Below are 17,348 nucleotides of genomic sequence, written 5' to 3'. Positions count from 1 at the left end.
AGAGGTGATACTGATGAATGGAAAAAGAAGTATTATAAGTATGTTGATTATTTTGATTGTAGTTTGTTTATTATCTGTATTATATATTAATAATAGAAATAAACAATTAGATAGTGAAAAATTGTTTATTCAAAGGGTGAATAAAATAGATTATGTAAAAGTACAAAAATGGAGTACTTTTCGTACTTTGAATTTGGATGAAATAACTAGGCTGAAGCGAATAATTTTAAATAATTATGAACAAAAGAAATATAAAGTTGAATATTATAATAGTAGTATATTTCCAGTTGTTTTTCATGTCCGAATTTATGATGAAAAGTTAATAATAGGATATTCGCATAAGAGTCGGGAGTTATATTTTTATAAGTATTGGTTTGTATCAAAAGATGAAAAAGATATTTATAAAGCAAAAATTCAAGGTTTATTATTAAAGGTAGATGATGAAATATATAAATTATTACAAGATATAGGAATAAAATTATAAATTTAAATAGGTGATTTATATTATTTTTTAATGATAAAACTGCAAAAAGCTAATTTTGAGCGACATAGAAATTTTTCGCTAAACCATCTTAGCGAGATTTCCGCCGAAATAAGGCCTCATCACAGGAAGTGATGAGCTAATCAAGGGCCAGGAGGGCCCTTTGATTAGGAAGCCTTATTTCGGCGGAAATCGAGCTTTAGATGGTTCGAAAAATTTCTCAAGGAGCGAAAAATTAACTTTTTGCAGTTTGGCCTTTATATTAGTTGAAGCAATATGATTCAAGTGATGAAGAAATCATTGAACTCCAAAGAGTAATAGAAAGAAAACTGAGTGAACAAAATAAGAATTAATTATAAGTGGGTCTCTCTTTCATTTGATATTGAAGGAGAGACCCAATTTGTGCAGATATTTAGTTATGACAAGTTAGGGAATCGAATACAGAAGATTTCTCCTGAAGGGACAGTTACCTACAAGTATGACTATGCGAATAGATTGAGCCAGGTACTATTTGATGATGGAACAGAGGTTAAGTATAGCTATGATGCTTTAGGGAGGAGAATAAAAAGAGAGGAGAGTTACTGGCATACATCGAATCAATTAAGATGGGAGAAGACGGTGTATGTATATGATGGTAATAGACTTTTGGCAGAATATGATCAGCATGGTGGAGGCATTCAACCATTAGCAGAATATTTTACCGGTAATGGCAATATTATTGCCAGGAAGATGTATGGTTATCATGATAGGAAACTTAAGGGTTATCAGCCCAATACAAGAGGATTTCTGTTCTTTTACCATCATGATGTAAACAGGAATGTGATGGATATAACTGATAGATCAGGTAACAGTTTATTTAAGTACAGGTATGATGCTTTTGGAGAAGTTTATGCAGGAGTGATGGAGCCATACAATCATCATGGATTGACAGAGAAGTTTTATGATACAAAGGTAAAATTGTATCACTTCAAAGCAAGAGATTATGATCCAGTGACAGGTCAATGGATTCAGAGAGATCGTTACAGGGGTCGTTTAAGTGATCCCCGAACCCTACATGGATATATGTATGCATATCAGAATCCAGTAAGATTTGAAGATCCATTGGGGTATGATATCGACGTTTATGTTACAGATCCGATAGAGCCAGTAGTAGGAATTCCTGAAGATCCAGAAGCAGGAATACGGGATATGTTGGATGATTTAGATGAACTGATTAATGAAAGTGGAAAGATATATGGCTTTGGATCTCAGGGAGAAGAGGTAAAAGAAATTCAGACGATACTTAATGAGGGGTTTGGAAAGGATGTCAAAGTAGATGGCATATATGGTCAGGAGACTAAAATGGCAGTAGAGGAAGTCCAGGCTGAGTTAGGAGTTACAGTAGATGGTATTGTTGGCCAGGAGACTTTAAGAGCGATGAGGATGAAGTTGAATTCAAAACAAGAGGAAACTTTAGAAATTATCGATAAGGAAGTTGAAAAAGCAGTAGAAGAAGTGGATAGTATGTTGAATCTGGAATTACAAATAAAGAGAATAAATAATGATATTGGATTTACTACAGCTGCAGGTATTAAAGATGGATTAGACATACCTGTGATAAGAATTGATAGACAGAAGCAGGAAGAATATATGCAAGAATTTGAAAAATATTTTGACATTGAATACCACTATAAGACAATGGATAAATATAGAGAAGATCCAGATAGTGTTTCTGACCAGGATTTACAAATGGCGATTAATTATGTCAGTATATATGGTGAGAATACCAATATTCAAAAATATAAGGATGAAAAACTTAATAGGTTTGACCGTGAAATAATTGCCTGGACAAATTATTTTAATGATAGATGGAAAAAGAAGTCTAATTATGAAATTGAACCATTGGATCCAAGTTTGGTTAAGGCATTAATTGCACGTGAAAATCGTAATTTTGTTCCGAATCTTGAGGAGGATGGAGGTGGGCCAGGAAGAGGTTTGATGCAATTAGAAGAAGGTAGGTCTATAGATGAATTACGGAATCGAAAAATATTACCAGTAAACGTTAAAGACTGGTCAGATGTAAATCAGAATATAGCTGGTGGAATTAGATGGTTATATGAGAAGGTTGGTCATGTTCAATGGAATAGGGATAACAAAACAAAATGGTATGATAAGAATAAGGAATATATAGATGAAGGTACCAAGTATTATGGAACAGAGTGGTTTGGACCAGTATTGGCATATAATGGATCAGGTGAAAAAGCCTTCAATTATGCAAAAAGAGTTTTTGAAGCATATAAATATGGTACTGACCCACAACCTCCTTATTCTGAGAATGCATTATTTTAATGATATAAGCAATAAGTAATTTATGGATTATATAGAAAGATTAATGAAGGGGGTGAATTGATTTAATTAATAATAAAAAATTAAATTGGTAGTGATTGACAGGATGTTGGTTTTTGCCAGGATATAGAGAAATTCATGCCAATCACTACCAATGTTTCTATTGATAGGATGTTTTAAAGTAATAAATTTAACTTTAATAAAAACAATTAGTTTAAAACAATGGAAGCAAGTGAATAGAAGAGATGTAGTTTCTATATCAGTGGTTAGTTATTTAAAATTATTATTGTTTATGAAGGTCAAGAGATTGTTTTTATCAAGAAAATTTAATAGGTTTAATAATTTATTTGGAATTAGACTCAAAAAAAATAAATAGAGGTAGAATTATCTGTTATGAAAAGAGATACACCTTTAGTTAGAAGATATTTGAATAAAGGGAATAATGAGAAAAAGAATTATCACTGATTCCTATAAGGGCTATAAAGGAGTGTGTAAGATAAATTCAGGTTTTTGGAAAAACATGGCTTTAAAATTACCTGGACAACAATTTGAAAAATTAGAAAGAAGAAACTTTTAAGTTACAATGTTTTCAGTTATAAAACTTTGCTTAATTAATTATATGCGAGGAGGTTTTACAAATGAAATTTAAAGTAATTATCGCTTTTCTTGCACTGTTGGTTATAGTTGCAGTACCGGTGAATGCTTTACAATCATATTATGAATTATTTTGGACAAATTCAGACAGTAGTTTTGCAGTTGGAAATTATGGGGATAGAAAACTATTGTTTACGGTAGGACTTTCTAAATTTCCTGATGATTTATCACCTAATGGGTATATTTTTAATCTTTATGAATTAAGTTTTCAAAATGTAAAAAAAATAGAGATTGAGTGGAGTTCTATACCAGAGTTTAACGGTTATATTTTAGCTAGGTTTTGTGATTTTGATCAAGATGGAAATGATGAATTATTTGTTGTAAGGAATTTTGAAAATATATTCTTAGGAGAAATATATATTTATAAAATTCAGTTGGAGAAAGGAAAAGCAAATTTGATATGGAATGAAGACATTCCAGGTCGTGTGTTTGATGCGATTAAATTAGACAACTATAATTTGCTTGTTCAAGTAGAAAATGTAGGTGAATCGTATATGTATGTTTTTGGATATGATGAAGGTGGTATAAAAAAGAAATGGGAGTTAATGTATGAAGATGATATTAGAGATTTTTTACACAAAAGATTTATGATAGTTGATGAAAGAAAAATTTATGTAGAAACAAAATATGGTGAATGGAAGCACATGCAAATAGTCAATAATGAGATTGCTTTTCCAGAATCTTCAACGAAAATGTTAATAAATCCAGAATTATTCAAAAGATTAAATAAATATGAGTATATTGGGTTAGTAGATTTGGATGATGATGAAGAGCTGGAGACGATAAAAAAAGTAGATAATTATGTGGAACATATTTATTTAATATATGGTATTGAATCAGGGCGTGAGAAATTCCGTATTAAACTTTCTTCCAGGATTGGAATTGAAGGATATATTCCTTCTCAATCCGGGGTTGGGCCAAGAATTCTATTGACCAATGGTTATGCAATATTTTGGGAAGAAGGGAGATATGTTTATAAACCATGGATAGAAGAATTGAGTTTGAGTTATACTGATGATGTTTTTATACATGATTTTGTAAATGAAGATATTGATAATGATGGATTGTTAGAAACAATGTTTTTACGCGAAAATACGAATTTAAGTGATGAAGTTTATAAAGTAGAATTTTGGATGATTAAATATTGAGTACAGATAGGCTGTTGACAAGTTTAAAATGTCAACAGCTATTTTTGTTAGTCTATCATGTTTGCTGAGCCGATGGGCTGAAAAAACCCTGTCGCCTAACCAGCGGGAAGACAACCTGTAAGCAAGGGCATTATTGGTAACGGTGGGGTCTGAAGGAAGCTGAAGGGGGAATCTGGAACACAATGAAAGTGAACCGGTGGTAATTTTATACGGTTTGATATAGGGGAGAATTGATAACTCCTCAGAGTCAGAATTTATATATCTATGATTAAACTGCAAAAAGCTAATTTTGAGTGCCATAGAAATTTTTCGTTAAGCCATCTTAGTGAGATTTCAGTCGAAATAAAGCCTCATCACAGGAGGTGATGAGCTAATCAAGGGCCAGGAGGGCCCTTTGATTAGGAAGCCTTATTTCGGCGGAAATCGAGCTTTAGATGGTTCGAAAAATTTCTTTTGGAGCGAAAAATTAGCTTTTTGCAGTAAAATCTTAAGTATGTTAATATAAGAAGACTATGCCTGTCAGGGAGTATAACCCTGCGGGCATATTTTTTGTTTTTGGAGGTTTTTGATGTTATGGTTTAGGTACTATTTGATGATGGAACAGAGGTCAGGTATGGCTATGATGCTTTAGGGAGGAGAGTAAAGAGAGAGGAGAGTTACTGGCATACATCGAATCAATTAAGATGGGAGAAGACGGTGTATGTATATGATGGTAATAGACTTTTGGCAGAATATGATCAGCATGGTGGAGGCATTCAACCATTAGCAGAATATTTTACCGGTAATGGCAATATTATTGCCAGGAAGATGTATGGTTATCATGATAGGAAACTTAAGGGTTATCAGCCCAATACAAGAGGATTTCTGTTCTTTTACCATCATGATGTAAACAGGAATGTGATGGATATAACTGATAGATCAGGTAACAGTTTATTTAAGTACAGGTATGATGCTTTTGGAGAAGTTTATGCAGGAGTGATGGAGCCATACAATCATCATGGATTGACAGAGAAGTTTTATGATACAAAGGTAAAATTGTATCACTTCAAAGCAAGAGATTATGATCCAGTGACAGGTCAATGGATTCAGAGAGATCGTTATAGGGGTCGTTTAAGTGATCCACGAACCCTACATGGATATATGTATGCATATCAGAATCCTGTAAGGTTTGAAGATCCATTGGGGTATGATATCGACGTTTCTGTTACAGATCCGATAGAGCCAGTAGTAGGAATTCCTGAAGATCCAGAAGCAGGAATACGGGATATGTTGGATGATTTAGGTGAACAGATTAATGAAAGTGGAAAGATATATGGCTTTGGATCTCAGGGAGAAGAGGTAAAAGAAATTCAGACGATACTTAATGAGGGGTTTGGAAAGGATGTCAAAGTAGATGGCATATATGGTCAGGAGACTAAAATGGCAGTAGAGGAAGTCCAGGCTGAGTTAGGAGTTACAGTAGATGGTATTGTTGGCCAGGAGACTTTAGAAGCGATGAAAAAAGCAGTAGAAGAAGTGGATAGCATGTTGAATCCGGAATTGCAAATAAAGAGAATAAATAAAGATATTGAACCTACTACAACTACAAATATGGTTGGGAAATATCCTAAGGAGTTAGATAAAATTCCAGATATAGGATTTAAATTTGAGCAAGTGATGGATTCAAGAACTTATGAGTATTACTATGTTTATGGAACAATTAAAGTTGAACAAGAAATTAATTTAACAGTAAATATTACTTCTAAGCCGAATGCTAATTATCAAATTTCTAATAATGGTAAAATTACAATAAAAAATGGAGATGAAGAAGTTACACTAGATACAATTAAAAATGATTTATCAATAAAAAAAGGAAATGTTCGAACAACGTTTGGTATAAATAAATTAACTATGACTACTCAAATAATGGCAAAGACCGATTTACTGAACATTAAAATAGAATCAGGAATTGTGAATAAGTTTGAAGTTGATAAAGAGGGTTATATTTCAGTTTATGAAAGTAAGACTACGATATTTGATCCTAATAAGGTTATAAATGTCTCCAATACTACTACAATAAAAATTAATAAAGGTGCTGCTGCTCTCGGGGCAGCTGTTGCAATAACTGCATATGCAGTGGGAAATGATATTGTTACAGGAGGCATAGGAGTTGCAGATGATGTTAAAGCAGCTATTTTGGTTTATGAATTACTTCAGGCGGGATTTTAAAAAATTGATTTTAGGAGGGTTAGTAATGAAAAAGTATTATCATTATTTGATATTTTTGTTTGTTATTATTGCTGTTTTACAGATTATGTTAAAAAATTTTGATATTTTAGCACTAGATTCAAATTTACTAGAAGAGGCTCAAATATATATGGACAAAAAAGAATATGCTAAGGCAATTTCCATTCTTGAAAATTTGTTAGATGATTATCCAAATAATATAAAAGTGATATCTCTTCTTGGAAAAGCCTATTATTACTCTGGAGAATATTTGAAGGCATTACCAATATTAGAACAGGCTATTCATATTGAAACTACTTATGAGTCTGAAAAAGTTGATATTTATTTAACTTTATCTTCTATTTATCATAAGAAAAAAAATTACGATAGAGCAATTAAAGTTTTATTAAATGGAATAAAAGAATTTCCGAATCAAGCAGATCTTTATTCTGATCTTGCAACTGAATATTTTGCCATAAATAATGAAGAATTGGCTTTAAAACAATTGGAAAAAGCTTTAACTTTAGATCCAGAAAATTATTCTGCTAATCTTAATATGCTAGATTATTACTTAGATACTAATTTGGATAAAGCATGGCAGTATTTAATGTTTTTCTATAATTCTGGTAAAGTTACTTTTGCGGTGAAGTATCGTGAGGGGTTGTTTTGGTATAAAAAAGGCCAAAAAGATAAGGCCAGGTATATTTTTGAGGAAATTTTAGAAAAAAAACCTAATTATAGTCGTGCTTTATATAGTTTGGGTCATATTTATTTTAAAGCCGAAGATTATGATAAAGCTAGGATGTACTTTGAAAATGCGATAAAATATCAAACTGATTTAGTAGAAGCGTATATAATGTTGGGTTTAACTTATAAAAGGATGTCTGATTTTAAGAAAGCGGAAAAGGCTTATTTAAAAGGATTGGAAATAAGTCCAGATCATCCTTTGATACTTTATAATTTAGGAATATTATATTATACTTTTGATTATAGAAATAAAGCGATTGAAGTTCTGGAAAAATATCTTTCTATAAGTCCAGAAGATCAAAAAGCACAAGAGATTTTTGAAAAATTAAAAAATCTAATTAAAGATTAAACTGCAAAAAGCTAATTTTTAGCGCCATAGAAATTTTTCGTTTAACTATCTTAGTGAGATTTCAGTTGAAATAAGGCCTCATTACGGGATGTGATGAGCTAATCAAGGACCAGGAGGGCCCATTGATTAGTGTGCCTTATTTTGACTGAAATCGAACTTTAGATGGTTCGAAAAATTTCTTTTGAAGCGAAAAATTAGCTTTTTGCAGTAAAAACATGTAAATATATCTTATTGGTGATATATAATACTATAACAAGTGAATAAAGTTAGAAATTAACTTTTTCTGGATCTTTTATAGATTTCGGAAAGAGGTAGTATTTTATTGTCTTTTTTGAGGCTAATAAAATAGTAATATATGTTTATTAATAATCAAATTACTTTATTGCTATATTTTGTCTCATAAATGTCTAGAAAAATGTTCAGAGATCACTAAATTTAAAAAAGTGTCACGGATTCAGGGATAAAGAAAAAGTAATCGGTATTAAGCAACAAGCAACAAAGGAAATTGGAGATATTGGGGTAACTGTGGAAAATACAGCATATGTACCAATTATAAGCTCTAAGGATGAATGGGTTTTATTTGAAGAGTCGAGTATAACAATAGAAATGGGTGGTGTTAAAGCTAAAAAAACTGCAAAAGTTTATTTGAGAAGAGATGAAGCAGATAAATTAAAACATATTCAAGAAATTTTAGTAAACGCTAGGGCAAGTCAAGTAGATAGTGGTTTTGTTCCAGTAGGATCATCGCAGGGTGAAATCATTGGGTATCCATTACAAGAAGGAAGTGAATTTTTTGGTCAACCACTATTACAAGGAGTTAATAGTCAAACGGTACCTCAAGGAGCCGTGGTTCCTGGAATAAGAGGACCTGTTAGTGGAAGATTAGAACCTGTATATGGTACGTATTAAAGGAGGAAATAAAAGATGAAATTTATATGGAAGTATAAGAAAATGATAATACTGTTGTTAATAATATTAATTTATATTGGGTATCGTTTAACTTTAAATCCAGAGGAACAATATAAAAAGTATGTTGAAAGAGCTCGTGAATCTCTTATAGTCATGAATTTTTCTGGTGTGATACGTAATCTAAAAAAAGCTGTTAAGTATAAGCCAGATGATTATGAAGCTCTTCGGAGTTTAGCTTTTTTTCTGTGGCACAATGGAGATTACAAAGAAGCAAAAAAATATTTTGAACAATTGATTGAATATCATGGCGAGGAAAAAATAAGAGGTATAGCGGAAGCTTATTATTATTTGGGGCTTGTAAGACTTAAAGAAGGTAATAGAGTATTAGCTGTTTCATATTTTAAAAAGGCTATAGAGGTAGATCCAACATACGGTAAAGCATATTCAGGTTTAGCTATCGGTTATGAAGGGGAAAAAGTGGTTGAAATTTATAAAAAAGGAATTAAAAATGATCCAGGGGAGGTCGAGAATTATCTAGATCTTCTACATTGGTATGAACAAAATAATTATGATTTATCAACTATTTCTTATGAAGAGCTTCAGAAATTAATCCCTTTAGAAAATGCAACCGGAGAAGTATTAGCTCGGATTGGTAATTTTTTGTATGCATTTGTTAATAATGAAGATACTGCAATGATTGTTCATGAAAAGGCTTTAGAAAAAGATGATACTATTTCTTTATCGTATAGAGATTTAGGAGAAATTTATAAGCGAAAGAGATTATATAAAAAAGCAGAAATTAGTTATAAGAATGCAATTAGATATGATAAAAGAGCTGAAAATTATAATGGTCTGGCACATTTATATTATATTTTAGGGGAGTATGAGAAAACAATAGAGACTCTGCTAGAGTGTATATATTATGATAAGATTGATAGGTATCTGATGGCTATGGCATATTATAAACTAGGTGATTATGAGAATGCTTTAAATTGGTTGAAGCAATATGATTCAAGTGATGAAGAAGTAATTGAACTCCAAAGAGTAATAGAAAGAAAATTGAGTGAACAGGATAAGAATTAATTATCAGTGGGTCTCTCTTTCATTTGATATTGAAGGAGAGACCCAATTTGTGTAGATATTTAGTTTGATAAGTTAGGGAATCGCTAATATAGAAGATTTCTCCTGAAGGAACAGTTACCTACAAGTATGACTATGCAAATAGATTGAGCCAGGTACTATTTGATGATGGAACAGAGGTTAAGTATAGCTATGATGCTTTAGGGAGGAGAGTAAAGAGAGAGGAGAGTTACTGGCATACATCGAATCAATTAAGATGGGAGAAGACGGTGTATGTATATGATGGTAATAGACTTTTGGCAGAATATGATCAGCATGGTGGAGGTATTCAACCATTAGCAGAATATTTTACCGGTAATGGCAATATTATTGCCAGGAAGATGTATGGTTATCATGATAGGAAACTTAAGGGTTATCAGCCCAATACAAGAGGATTTCTGTTCTTTTACCATCATGATGTAAACAGGAATGTGATGGATATAACTGATAGATCAGGTAACAGTCTATTTAAGTACAGGTATGATGCTTTTGGAGAAGTTTATGCAGGAGTGATGGAGCCATACAATCATCATGGATTGACAGAGAAGTTTTATGATACAAAGGTAAAATTGTATCATTTCAAAGCAAGAGACTATGATCCATTGACAGGTCAATGGATTCAGAGAGATCGTTACAGGGGTCGTTTAAGTGACCCCCGAACCCTACATGGATATATGTATGTATATCAGAATCCTGTGAGATTTGAAGATCCATTGGGGTATGATATCGACGTTTCTGTTACAGATCCGATAGAGCCAGTAGTAGGAATTCCTGAAGATCCAGAAGCAGGAATACGGGATATGTTGGATGATTTAGATGAACTGATTAATGAAAGTGGAAAGATATATGGCTTTGGATCTCAGGGAGAAGAGGTAAAAGAAATTCAGACGATACTTAATGAAGGGTTTGGAAAGGATGTCAAAGTAGATGGCATATATGGTCAGGAGACTAAGATGGCAGTAGAGGAAGTCCAGGCTGAGTTAGGAGTTACAGTAGTTGGTATTGTTGGCCAGGAGACTTTAGAAACAATGAGGATAAAGTTGAATTCAAAACAAGAGGAAACTTTAGAAATTATCGATAAAGAAGTTGAAAAAGCAGTAGAAGAAGTGGATAGCATGTTGAATCCGGAATTACAAATAAAGAGAATAAATAATGATATTGGATTTACTACAGCTGCAGGTATTAAAGATGGATTAGACATACCTGTGATAAAAATTGATAGACAGAAGCAGGAAGAAAATATGCAAGAATTTGAAAAATATTTTGACATTGAATACCACTATAAGACAATGGATAAATATAGAGAAGATCCAGATAGTGTTTCTGACCAGGATTTACAGATGGCGATTATTTATGTCAGTATATATGGTGAGAATACCAATATTCAAAAATATAAGGATGAAGAACTTAATAGATTTGACCGTGAAATAATTGCCTGGACAAATTATTTTAATGATAGATGGAATAAGAAATCTAAATATAAAATAGAACCATCTAGATCCAAGTCTGGTTAAGGCATTAATTGCACGTGAAAATCGTAATTTTGTTCCGAATCTTGAGGAGTATAATGGGCCAGGAAGAGGTTTGATGCAATTGGAAGTAGGAAGTGGCAGGTCTATAGAAAAATTACGGACTGCATGTCCATTGTCGGTAAATGTTAAAGACTGGTCAGATGTAAATCAGAATATAGCTGGTGGAATTAGATGGTTATATGGGAAAGTTGGTCATGTTAGATGGGCTAAAAGTGAGTTTGATAAAATTGAAGATAATGAAAAGGAAGAAGATAAAAATGAAGATTATAAAAAGAAGAAAATAAATAGCGGGTATGAATGGTATAACACAAATAAAGAAAAAATTGAAGAGGGAATTAAAAAATATGGAACAGAGTGGTTTGGACCGGTATTAGCATATAATGGAACAGGGGAAAGAGCCTGGGATTATGCAGAAAGAGTTTTTGAGGCATATAAATATGGTACTGATCCACAACCGCCTTATGAAAAGAATAAATTATTTTAAGAGGAGGTTTTGAAAAGTGAATGTAAAAGTAAGTATTATCTTAATTGTGATAGTTTTTATATTTGCTCCGTCTATATATGCAGTGCAATTATATTCAAAGCCATTTTGGGCAAATTCAATTAATGGTTTTGAAATAGGTAATTATGGAGATATTAAACTTTTATTGACGGTGGGTATTTCAAAATCTCCAGAAGAGTTAATACCAGACAGTTTTAATTTAAAATTACACAAAATATCTTTTGGAAGTATTGAGCCAATAGAAATTGACTGGATAGACATGCCGGAGATGCTGGGAGAATATCCGGGCTTACTTTCAGTATTTTGTGATTTTAATAAAGATGGAAAAGATGAAATATTTATCGTAAGAACAGAATCTTCAGATGCTTGTGAAGTTTATGTTTATAAAATATTTTTAGAGGAAAAAAAGATAGAAAAAATATGGAGTGAGAAATTTCCAGGTGTTGTTTGGGATGAAATTAAATTAGATGAACATAATATACTGGTACAGGTTTCTAATTTAGTGGGAGATTATTTATTTATACTTGGGTATAAAAATGGACAGATAATTAAAAAATGGGAAATGAGAAGTTCGTATGGAGAGTATCTTGAATCACAATTTGAAGTTGTAGATAATTCAAAGATTTATATAAGAGTTGGTGAAAATACGTGGAAAAAAGTACAGATTGTTAATGATGAAATTGTTTTTTCAACACCACTTGAAGATGTATCAAAAGAGTCTATGGAAACACTGAATTTAGATGATGATAATGAATTAGAGAATATAGAACAAATATCGAATGATAACGATATAGTTGGTGGTGTAGATTCAGATAATAAATCATGGCTAGAAGAATTTGATAATAATAGTGACTATGAAATTTGGAATCTTATAAGTGCTGATCTTGATAATGATGGACTGGATGAGGATATATTTTTATATGGGAGAGAAGATGTAGATGAAAAGCCATATGAAGTCGAAATTTTTATGGTAAAATATTAGAAATTGGAGGGGCTGTCTTAAAAGTATTTAATTACTTTTGAGATATAGCCCCTTTTTTGGTTTTTTTCTGTATGGTAGGATGGAAGAAGCCTATCGTTTAATCAGTAGAAAAATAATCTTTTCAGATGATGGTGAGTAATGTAACAGAATACGAATATGATGCCCGGCAGCTTTTGGTAGCTAAAACAGATGCAATGGGATATAAGACAAGATATGAGTATGATCCAAACGGAAACCTGATAGCCAGGATTGATCCATTGGGCAGGAAGACGGAATATGAATATGACAGTTTAAATCGTAGAATTGCAGAGATAAATGCTCTTGGTTATGTAACAGATTATCAGTATAATGCTGTAGGAAACCTGATTCAGGTTAAAGATCCGAAAGGGAATATAACAGTCTATCAATATGATGGGCTTGATCGTTTGACAAAGATAATTGAGGCCAATGGTGGGGAGTATGAATATGAGTATGATAAGATAGGAAATCTGGTAAAAATCATTGACCCAATGGAGAATGTGAAAAAGATGAGCTATAACTCTCTAAATAAACTCATAGAAGTAACCGATGCAATGGGATATACTACGGTATATCAATATGATCCAGAGGGAATGCTGACCAGGATTGTAGATGCCAATGGTCATACAAAAGAGTATCAATATGATGCCCTTGATCGATTGATTCTGGAGATAGACCCATTGGGAAATGAGACAAGATATGACTATGACCCGGTAGGTAACCTGGCCTTTAAGATTGATGCAGAGGGTAGAAGGACGAGTTACACTTATGACCCGCTGGATAGGCTAATTCAAATTGAATATCAGACAGGAGAGAAAGAGAAATTTGAATATGATCCATTGGGTCGTATAATTCGAGCTGAAAGTCCAGAATTTGTACAGACATTCAGTTATGATAAGTTAGGGCGGAAGATAAAGGCCAGAAATGAGACGTTGGGAACAGAGATTCAGTACAGTTATGATGCTGTAGGGAACTTAAAGACATTGACAACACCAAAAGGCTCAGTAATTTCCTATGAGTATGATGCTTTGAACAGATTAGTCAAGGCCAATCTACCGACGAATCATTATGCAGAATATGAGTATGATGCAAACAACAATTTGACACGTATGAAATATTCCAATGGAGTAGTGACAGAGTATAGTTATGATGAAATGAACCGGATAAAAAGCATAGTTACCCATGGCCCATATGGAGTTCTTTCAAGTTTTACTTATGAAAGGGATTTAGTAGGGAATATCTTAAAATGTACAGAAGAGGATGGGACAGTGACTTTATACAGATATGATGCAAATTATCGATTAACAAAAGTAATTTATCCAGTAGAGAAGATTACAGCGATCAGGGACGTTCAGTTGATAACTCAACCTATAGGTGGAAATGAGAAAGAAAAAGGTAAGGGTAAAAATCAGAAAGATAATGATAATCAACCAGACCCGGCAGAAAACTTTGATTATCTGGCATTGCCATTTAATGTAGTGACTTATGAATATGATGCAGTAGGAAATATGATAAGAAAGAGTCAGGATGGGGTAGAGACATTGTATCAATATAATGCAGCAAACCAGTTGATTCAGGCAGGGGATGTGAGATATATTTATGACAGGTTAGGGAATCGGATACAGAAGATTTCTCCTGAAGGAACAGTTACCTACAAGTATGATTATGCAAATAGATTGAGTCAGGTATTGTTTGATGATGGAACAGAGGTTAAGTATAGCTATGATGCTTTAGGGAGGAGAGTAAAGAGAGAGGAGAGTTACTGGCATACATCGAATCAATTAAGATGGGAGAAGACGGTGTATGTATATGATGGTAATAGACTTTTGGCAGAATATGATCAGCATGGTGGAGGTATTCAACCATTAGCAGAATATTTTACCGGTAATGGCAATATTATTGCCAGGAAGATGTATGGTTATCATGATAGGAAACTTAAGGGTTATCAGCCTAATACAAGAGGGTTTTTATTCTTCTACCATCATGATGTAAACAGGAATGTGATGGATATAACTGATAGATCAGGTAACAGTCTATTTAAGTACAGGTATGATGCTTTTGGAGAAGTTTATGCAGGGGTGATGGAGCCATACAATCATCATGGATTGACAGAGAAGTTTTATGATACAAAGGTAAAATTGTATCATTTCAAAGCAAGAGACTATGATCCAGTGACAGGTCAATGGATTCAGAGAGATCGCTACAGAGGTCGTTTAAGTGATCCTCGGACCCTACATGGATATATGTATGCATATCAGAATCCAGTAAGATTTGAAGATCCATTAGGGTATGATATCGACGTTCCTGTTACAGATCCGATAGAGCCAGTAGTAGGAATTCCTGAAGATCCAGAAGCAGGAATAAGGGATATGTTGGATGATTTAGGTGAACAGATTAATGAAAGTGGAAAGATATATGGCTTTGGATCTCAGGGAGAAGAGATAAAAGAAATCCAGACGATACTTAATGAAGGGTTTGGAAAGAATGTCAAAGTAGATGGCATATATGGTCAGGAGACTTTAGAAGCAATGAAAAATTATAAAGAAAATGAAGAAATAACAATTGATGTAGGAACTAATATGAAATTCAAAAATGAATATGTTAAGGTAGTGTATGAGACTTCTTATAAAATAATATCTGGAAAGAATACAAATGTTGAAGTAAAGGTAGATAAGAATAAAAATGTTACAATTTCGTATCAAAATTCAAACATTAAATTAGATACATCAGGAAATATGGAATTTACTATTCCTGGGTTAAATACAGCTATCCCCTCTTATTCTCCTTACAGGTATATTTATAATAAAGAGGATGTTGCTATTGGTGTTAAGCAAACGGCTACCAAAAAGGTAGGAGATATAGAAATGATGATAGAGAATATTTTATATTTGCCATCAACTCCAGATGTAGAAGGATGGGTTGTATTTGAAGAGACAAGTGTTAAAGTAAAAATGGGAGGAGTTGAAGCTTCAGGGAAGACAAAAATTTATGTGCGAAGTTAGGAGATGCAAAAACTTAAACAGATACAGGAAATTTTAGTACATTCAAAAGCACTTCAGGGAAAATTTGAGTATGAAGAAGAGAAAACTAGTTCATCTGATGTTCCAGCAGAAGAAAGAATTTCTGAACCTTTAATATTCCCATTACCAATACCTGAACGATCTGGAACTCCAGGTATAGGAGTCCCTGTAAATGATGGAATTGAACTAAATCCAGGAATGGTTTAATTAAGGAGGAGATTGTGAGTGAAATTTATACGAAAACATAAAAAAATATTCATATTATCGGTTATAATATTTATTTATGTTAGTTATTGTTTAACTTTAGATTCAGAGGAACAATTTAAAAAGTACACTGAAAAAGCTCGTAATTCTATTATGGCGCACAATTTTTCCAACGCTATCCGTTATTGGCAAAAGGCTATTAAATATAAGCCAGATGATTATGAAACTCTTAGAAGCTTAGCCAATTTTCTATACGATATAGATTACAAGAAAGCGAAAAAATACTTTCAACAGTTAATTAAATATCATGGAGATAAAAAGATTCGAGGAGTTGCGGAAGCATATTATTATTTAGGTAAGATAGCATTTGAGGAAGATGATAAGGAGCAAGCTATTTCATATTTTAAAAAAGCAATAGAGGCAGATCCAACATATGGAAAAACATATGCTAGTTTAGCTATATTTTTTGAGGGAGAAAAGGAAATTGAAATTTATAAAAAGGGGATAAAAAATGCTCCAGATGAAGTAGAAAATTATATAAAACTATTTTTATCTTATTATAATGAAGAAAAGTATGATCTTTCAACAATTTCTTTTGAAGAACTTAGGAATTTAATTCCTTTAGAAAATGCAACAGGAGAAATATTATCTCGTATTGGTAATCTTCTTTATGGAATGGCAAATAATATTGAGACTGCGATAGTGGTTCACAAAAAAGCATTGGAAAAAGATGATACTATTGCTCGATCATATCGAGATTTAGGAGGGATTTACAAGTTAAAAGGTTTATATGAAAAATCTGAAGAGTATTATAAAGCTGCAATTCAATATGAAAAGGATATTGAGAACTTTAGCGGTCTTGCTCATTTATATTATATACTTGGAGAATATAAAAAAACAGTCGAAACACTTTTAGAATGTTTAAAATATGATGATATTGATAGTGGAAATACAGAATATATAATGGCAATGGCTTATTATAAATTGGGTGATTATAAAAATGCCTTGTATTGGTTAGAACAATATGACTCAAGAGATGAAGATATAATTAAATTTCAAAAATATTTGCAAAGGAAATTGAATCAATAATAGGATAAGGTAAAAATCAAACTTGTCTTTAGTTTGATGACAAAGTATCTGTTGACGAGAAACA

At 32.5% G+C, this 17,348-nt stretch carries 13 protein-coding genes; all 13 read left to right on the top strand.

All coding sequences use genetic code 11. The features are described from left to right. The first annotated feature begins 13 nt into the window (after positions 1 to 13). On the top strand, positions 14 to 484 hold the full coding sequence (locus tag BBF96_RS12445) for a hypothetical protein (protein WP_127017465.1): 471 nt from the start codon (positions 14 to 16) through the stop codon (positions 482 to 484). 330 nt (positions 485 to 814) lie between these two features. Then, the gene (locus tag BBF96_RS12440; protein WP_164731053.1) at positions 815 to 2,809 is read left to right on the top strand and encodes a peptidoglycan-binding protein; all 1,995 of its coding nucleotides are present in this window, start codon (positions 815 to 817) and stop codon (positions 2,807 to 2,809) included. A 635-nt stretch (positions 2,810 to 3,444) separates the two neighbouring features. Beyond that, positions 3,445 to 4,608, top strand: coding sequence for a hypothetical protein (locus BBF96_RS12435; protein WP_127017463.1), 1,164 nt, complete (start codon positions 3,445 to 3,447; stop codon positions 4,606 to 4,608). A gap of 696 nt (positions 4,609 to 5,304) precedes the next feature. Then, positions 5,305 to 6,816: a peptidoglycan-binding protein gene (locus BBF96_RS12430; RefSeq protein ID WP_127017462.1), complete on the top strand. Its 1,512-nt coding sequence runs from the start codon at positions 5,305 to 5,307 to the stop codon at positions 6,814 to 6,816. Positions 6,817 to 6,841: 25 nt separating this feature from the next. After that, on the top strand, positions 6,842 to 7,909 hold the full coding sequence (locus BBF96_RS12425) for a tetratricopeptide repeat protein (RefSeq protein ID WP_164731052.1): 1,068 nt from the start codon (positions 6,842 to 6,844) through the stop codon (positions 7,907 to 7,909). A gap of 525 nt (positions 7,910 to 8,434) precedes the next feature. Beyond that, entirely contained in the window at positions 8,435 to 8,818 is a 384-nt protein-coding gene (locus tag BBF96_RS12420) for a hypothetical protein (protein WP_127017460.1), read from the top strand. Positions 8,819 to 8,833: 15 nt separating this feature from the next. Continuing rightward, positions 8,834 to 9,901 (top strand): tetratricopeptide repeat protein, encoded by a 1,068-nt coding sequence (locus BBF96_RS12415; RefSeq protein ID WP_127017459.1) that lies wholly within the window; start codon positions 8,834 to 8,836, stop codon positions 9,899 to 9,901. A 143-nt stretch (positions 9,902 to 10,044) separates the two neighbouring features. Beyond that, a complete protein-coding gene (locus tag BBF96_RS12410) occupies positions 10,045 to 11,451 on the top strand; it encodes an RHS repeat-associated core domain-containing protein (protein WP_127017458.1) in 1,407 nt (468 codons plus the stop codon). A 73-nt stretch (positions 11,452 to 11,524) separates the two neighbouring features. Beyond that, entirely contained in the window at positions 11,525 to 11,953 is a 429-nt protein-coding gene (locus BBF96_RS12405; protein WP_127017457.1) for a hypothetical protein, read from the top strand. 16 nt (positions 11,954 to 11,969) lie between these two features. Next, a complete protein-coding gene (locus tag BBF96_RS12400; protein ID WP_127017456.1) occupies positions 11,970 to 12,953 on the top strand; it encodes a hypothetical protein in 984 nt (327 codons plus the stop codon). A gap of 131 nt (positions 12,954 to 13,084) precedes the next feature. Beyond that, on the top strand, positions 13,085 to 15,973 hold the full coding sequence (locus tag BBF96_RS12395) for an RHS repeat-associated core domain-containing protein (RefSeq protein WP_164731051.1): 2,889 nt from the start codon (positions 13,085 to 13,087) through the stop codon (positions 15,971 to 15,973). A gap of 3 nt (positions 15,974 to 15,976) precedes the next feature. Then, the gene (locus BBF96_RS12390) at positions 15,977 to 16,198 is read left to right on the top strand and encodes a hypothetical protein (protein WP_127017454.1); all 222 of its coding nucleotides are present in this window, start codon (positions 15,977 to 15,979) and stop codon (positions 16,196 to 16,198) included. A gap of 18 nt (positions 16,199 to 16,216) precedes the next feature. Beyond that, on the top strand, positions 16,217 to 17,284 hold the full coding sequence (locus tag BBF96_RS12385; protein ID WP_127017453.1) for a tetratricopeptide repeat protein: 1,068 nt from the start codon (positions 16,217 to 16,219) through the stop codon (positions 17,282 to 17,284). The last annotated feature ends 64 nt before the right edge of the window (positions 17,285 to 17,348 follow it).

Origin of the sequence: Anoxybacter fermentans, assembly GCF_003991135.1 — a bacterium.
GTDB classification, from domain to species: Bacteria; Bacillota; Halanaerobiia; order DY22613; family DY22613; genus Anoxybacter; species Anoxybacter fermentans.
The sequence above is the reverse complement of the archived record's forward strand: the minus strand, read 5'-3'. Positions and strand labels throughout refer to the sequence as shown.

Bases quoted from the DNA above. Each gene is read 5' to 3' on its own strand.
- BBF96_RS12435 (WP_127017463.1), top strand. From the start codon at position 3,445: ATGAAATTTAAAGTAATTATCGCTTTTCTTGCACTGTTGGTTATAGTT.
- BBF96_RS12425 (WP_164731052.1), top strand. From the start codon at position 6,842: ATGAAAAAGTATTATCATTATTTGATATTTTTGTTTGTTATTATTGCT.
- BBF96_RS12405 (WP_127017457.1), top strand. From the start codon at position 11,525: ATGCAATTGGAAGTAGGAAGTGGCAGGTCTATAGAAAAATTACGGACT.
- BBF96_RS12390 (WP_127017454.1), top strand. From the start codon at position 15,977: ATGCAAAAACTTAAACAGATACAGGAAATTTTAGTACATTCAAAAGCA.
- BBF96_RS12445 (WP_127017465.1), top strand. From the start codon at position 14: ATGAATGGAAAAAGAAGTATTATAAGTATGTTGATTATTTTGATTGTA.
- BBF96_RS12415 (WP_127017459.1), top strand. From the start codon at position 8,834: ATGAAATTTATATGGAAGTATAAGAAAATGATAATACTGTTGTTAATA.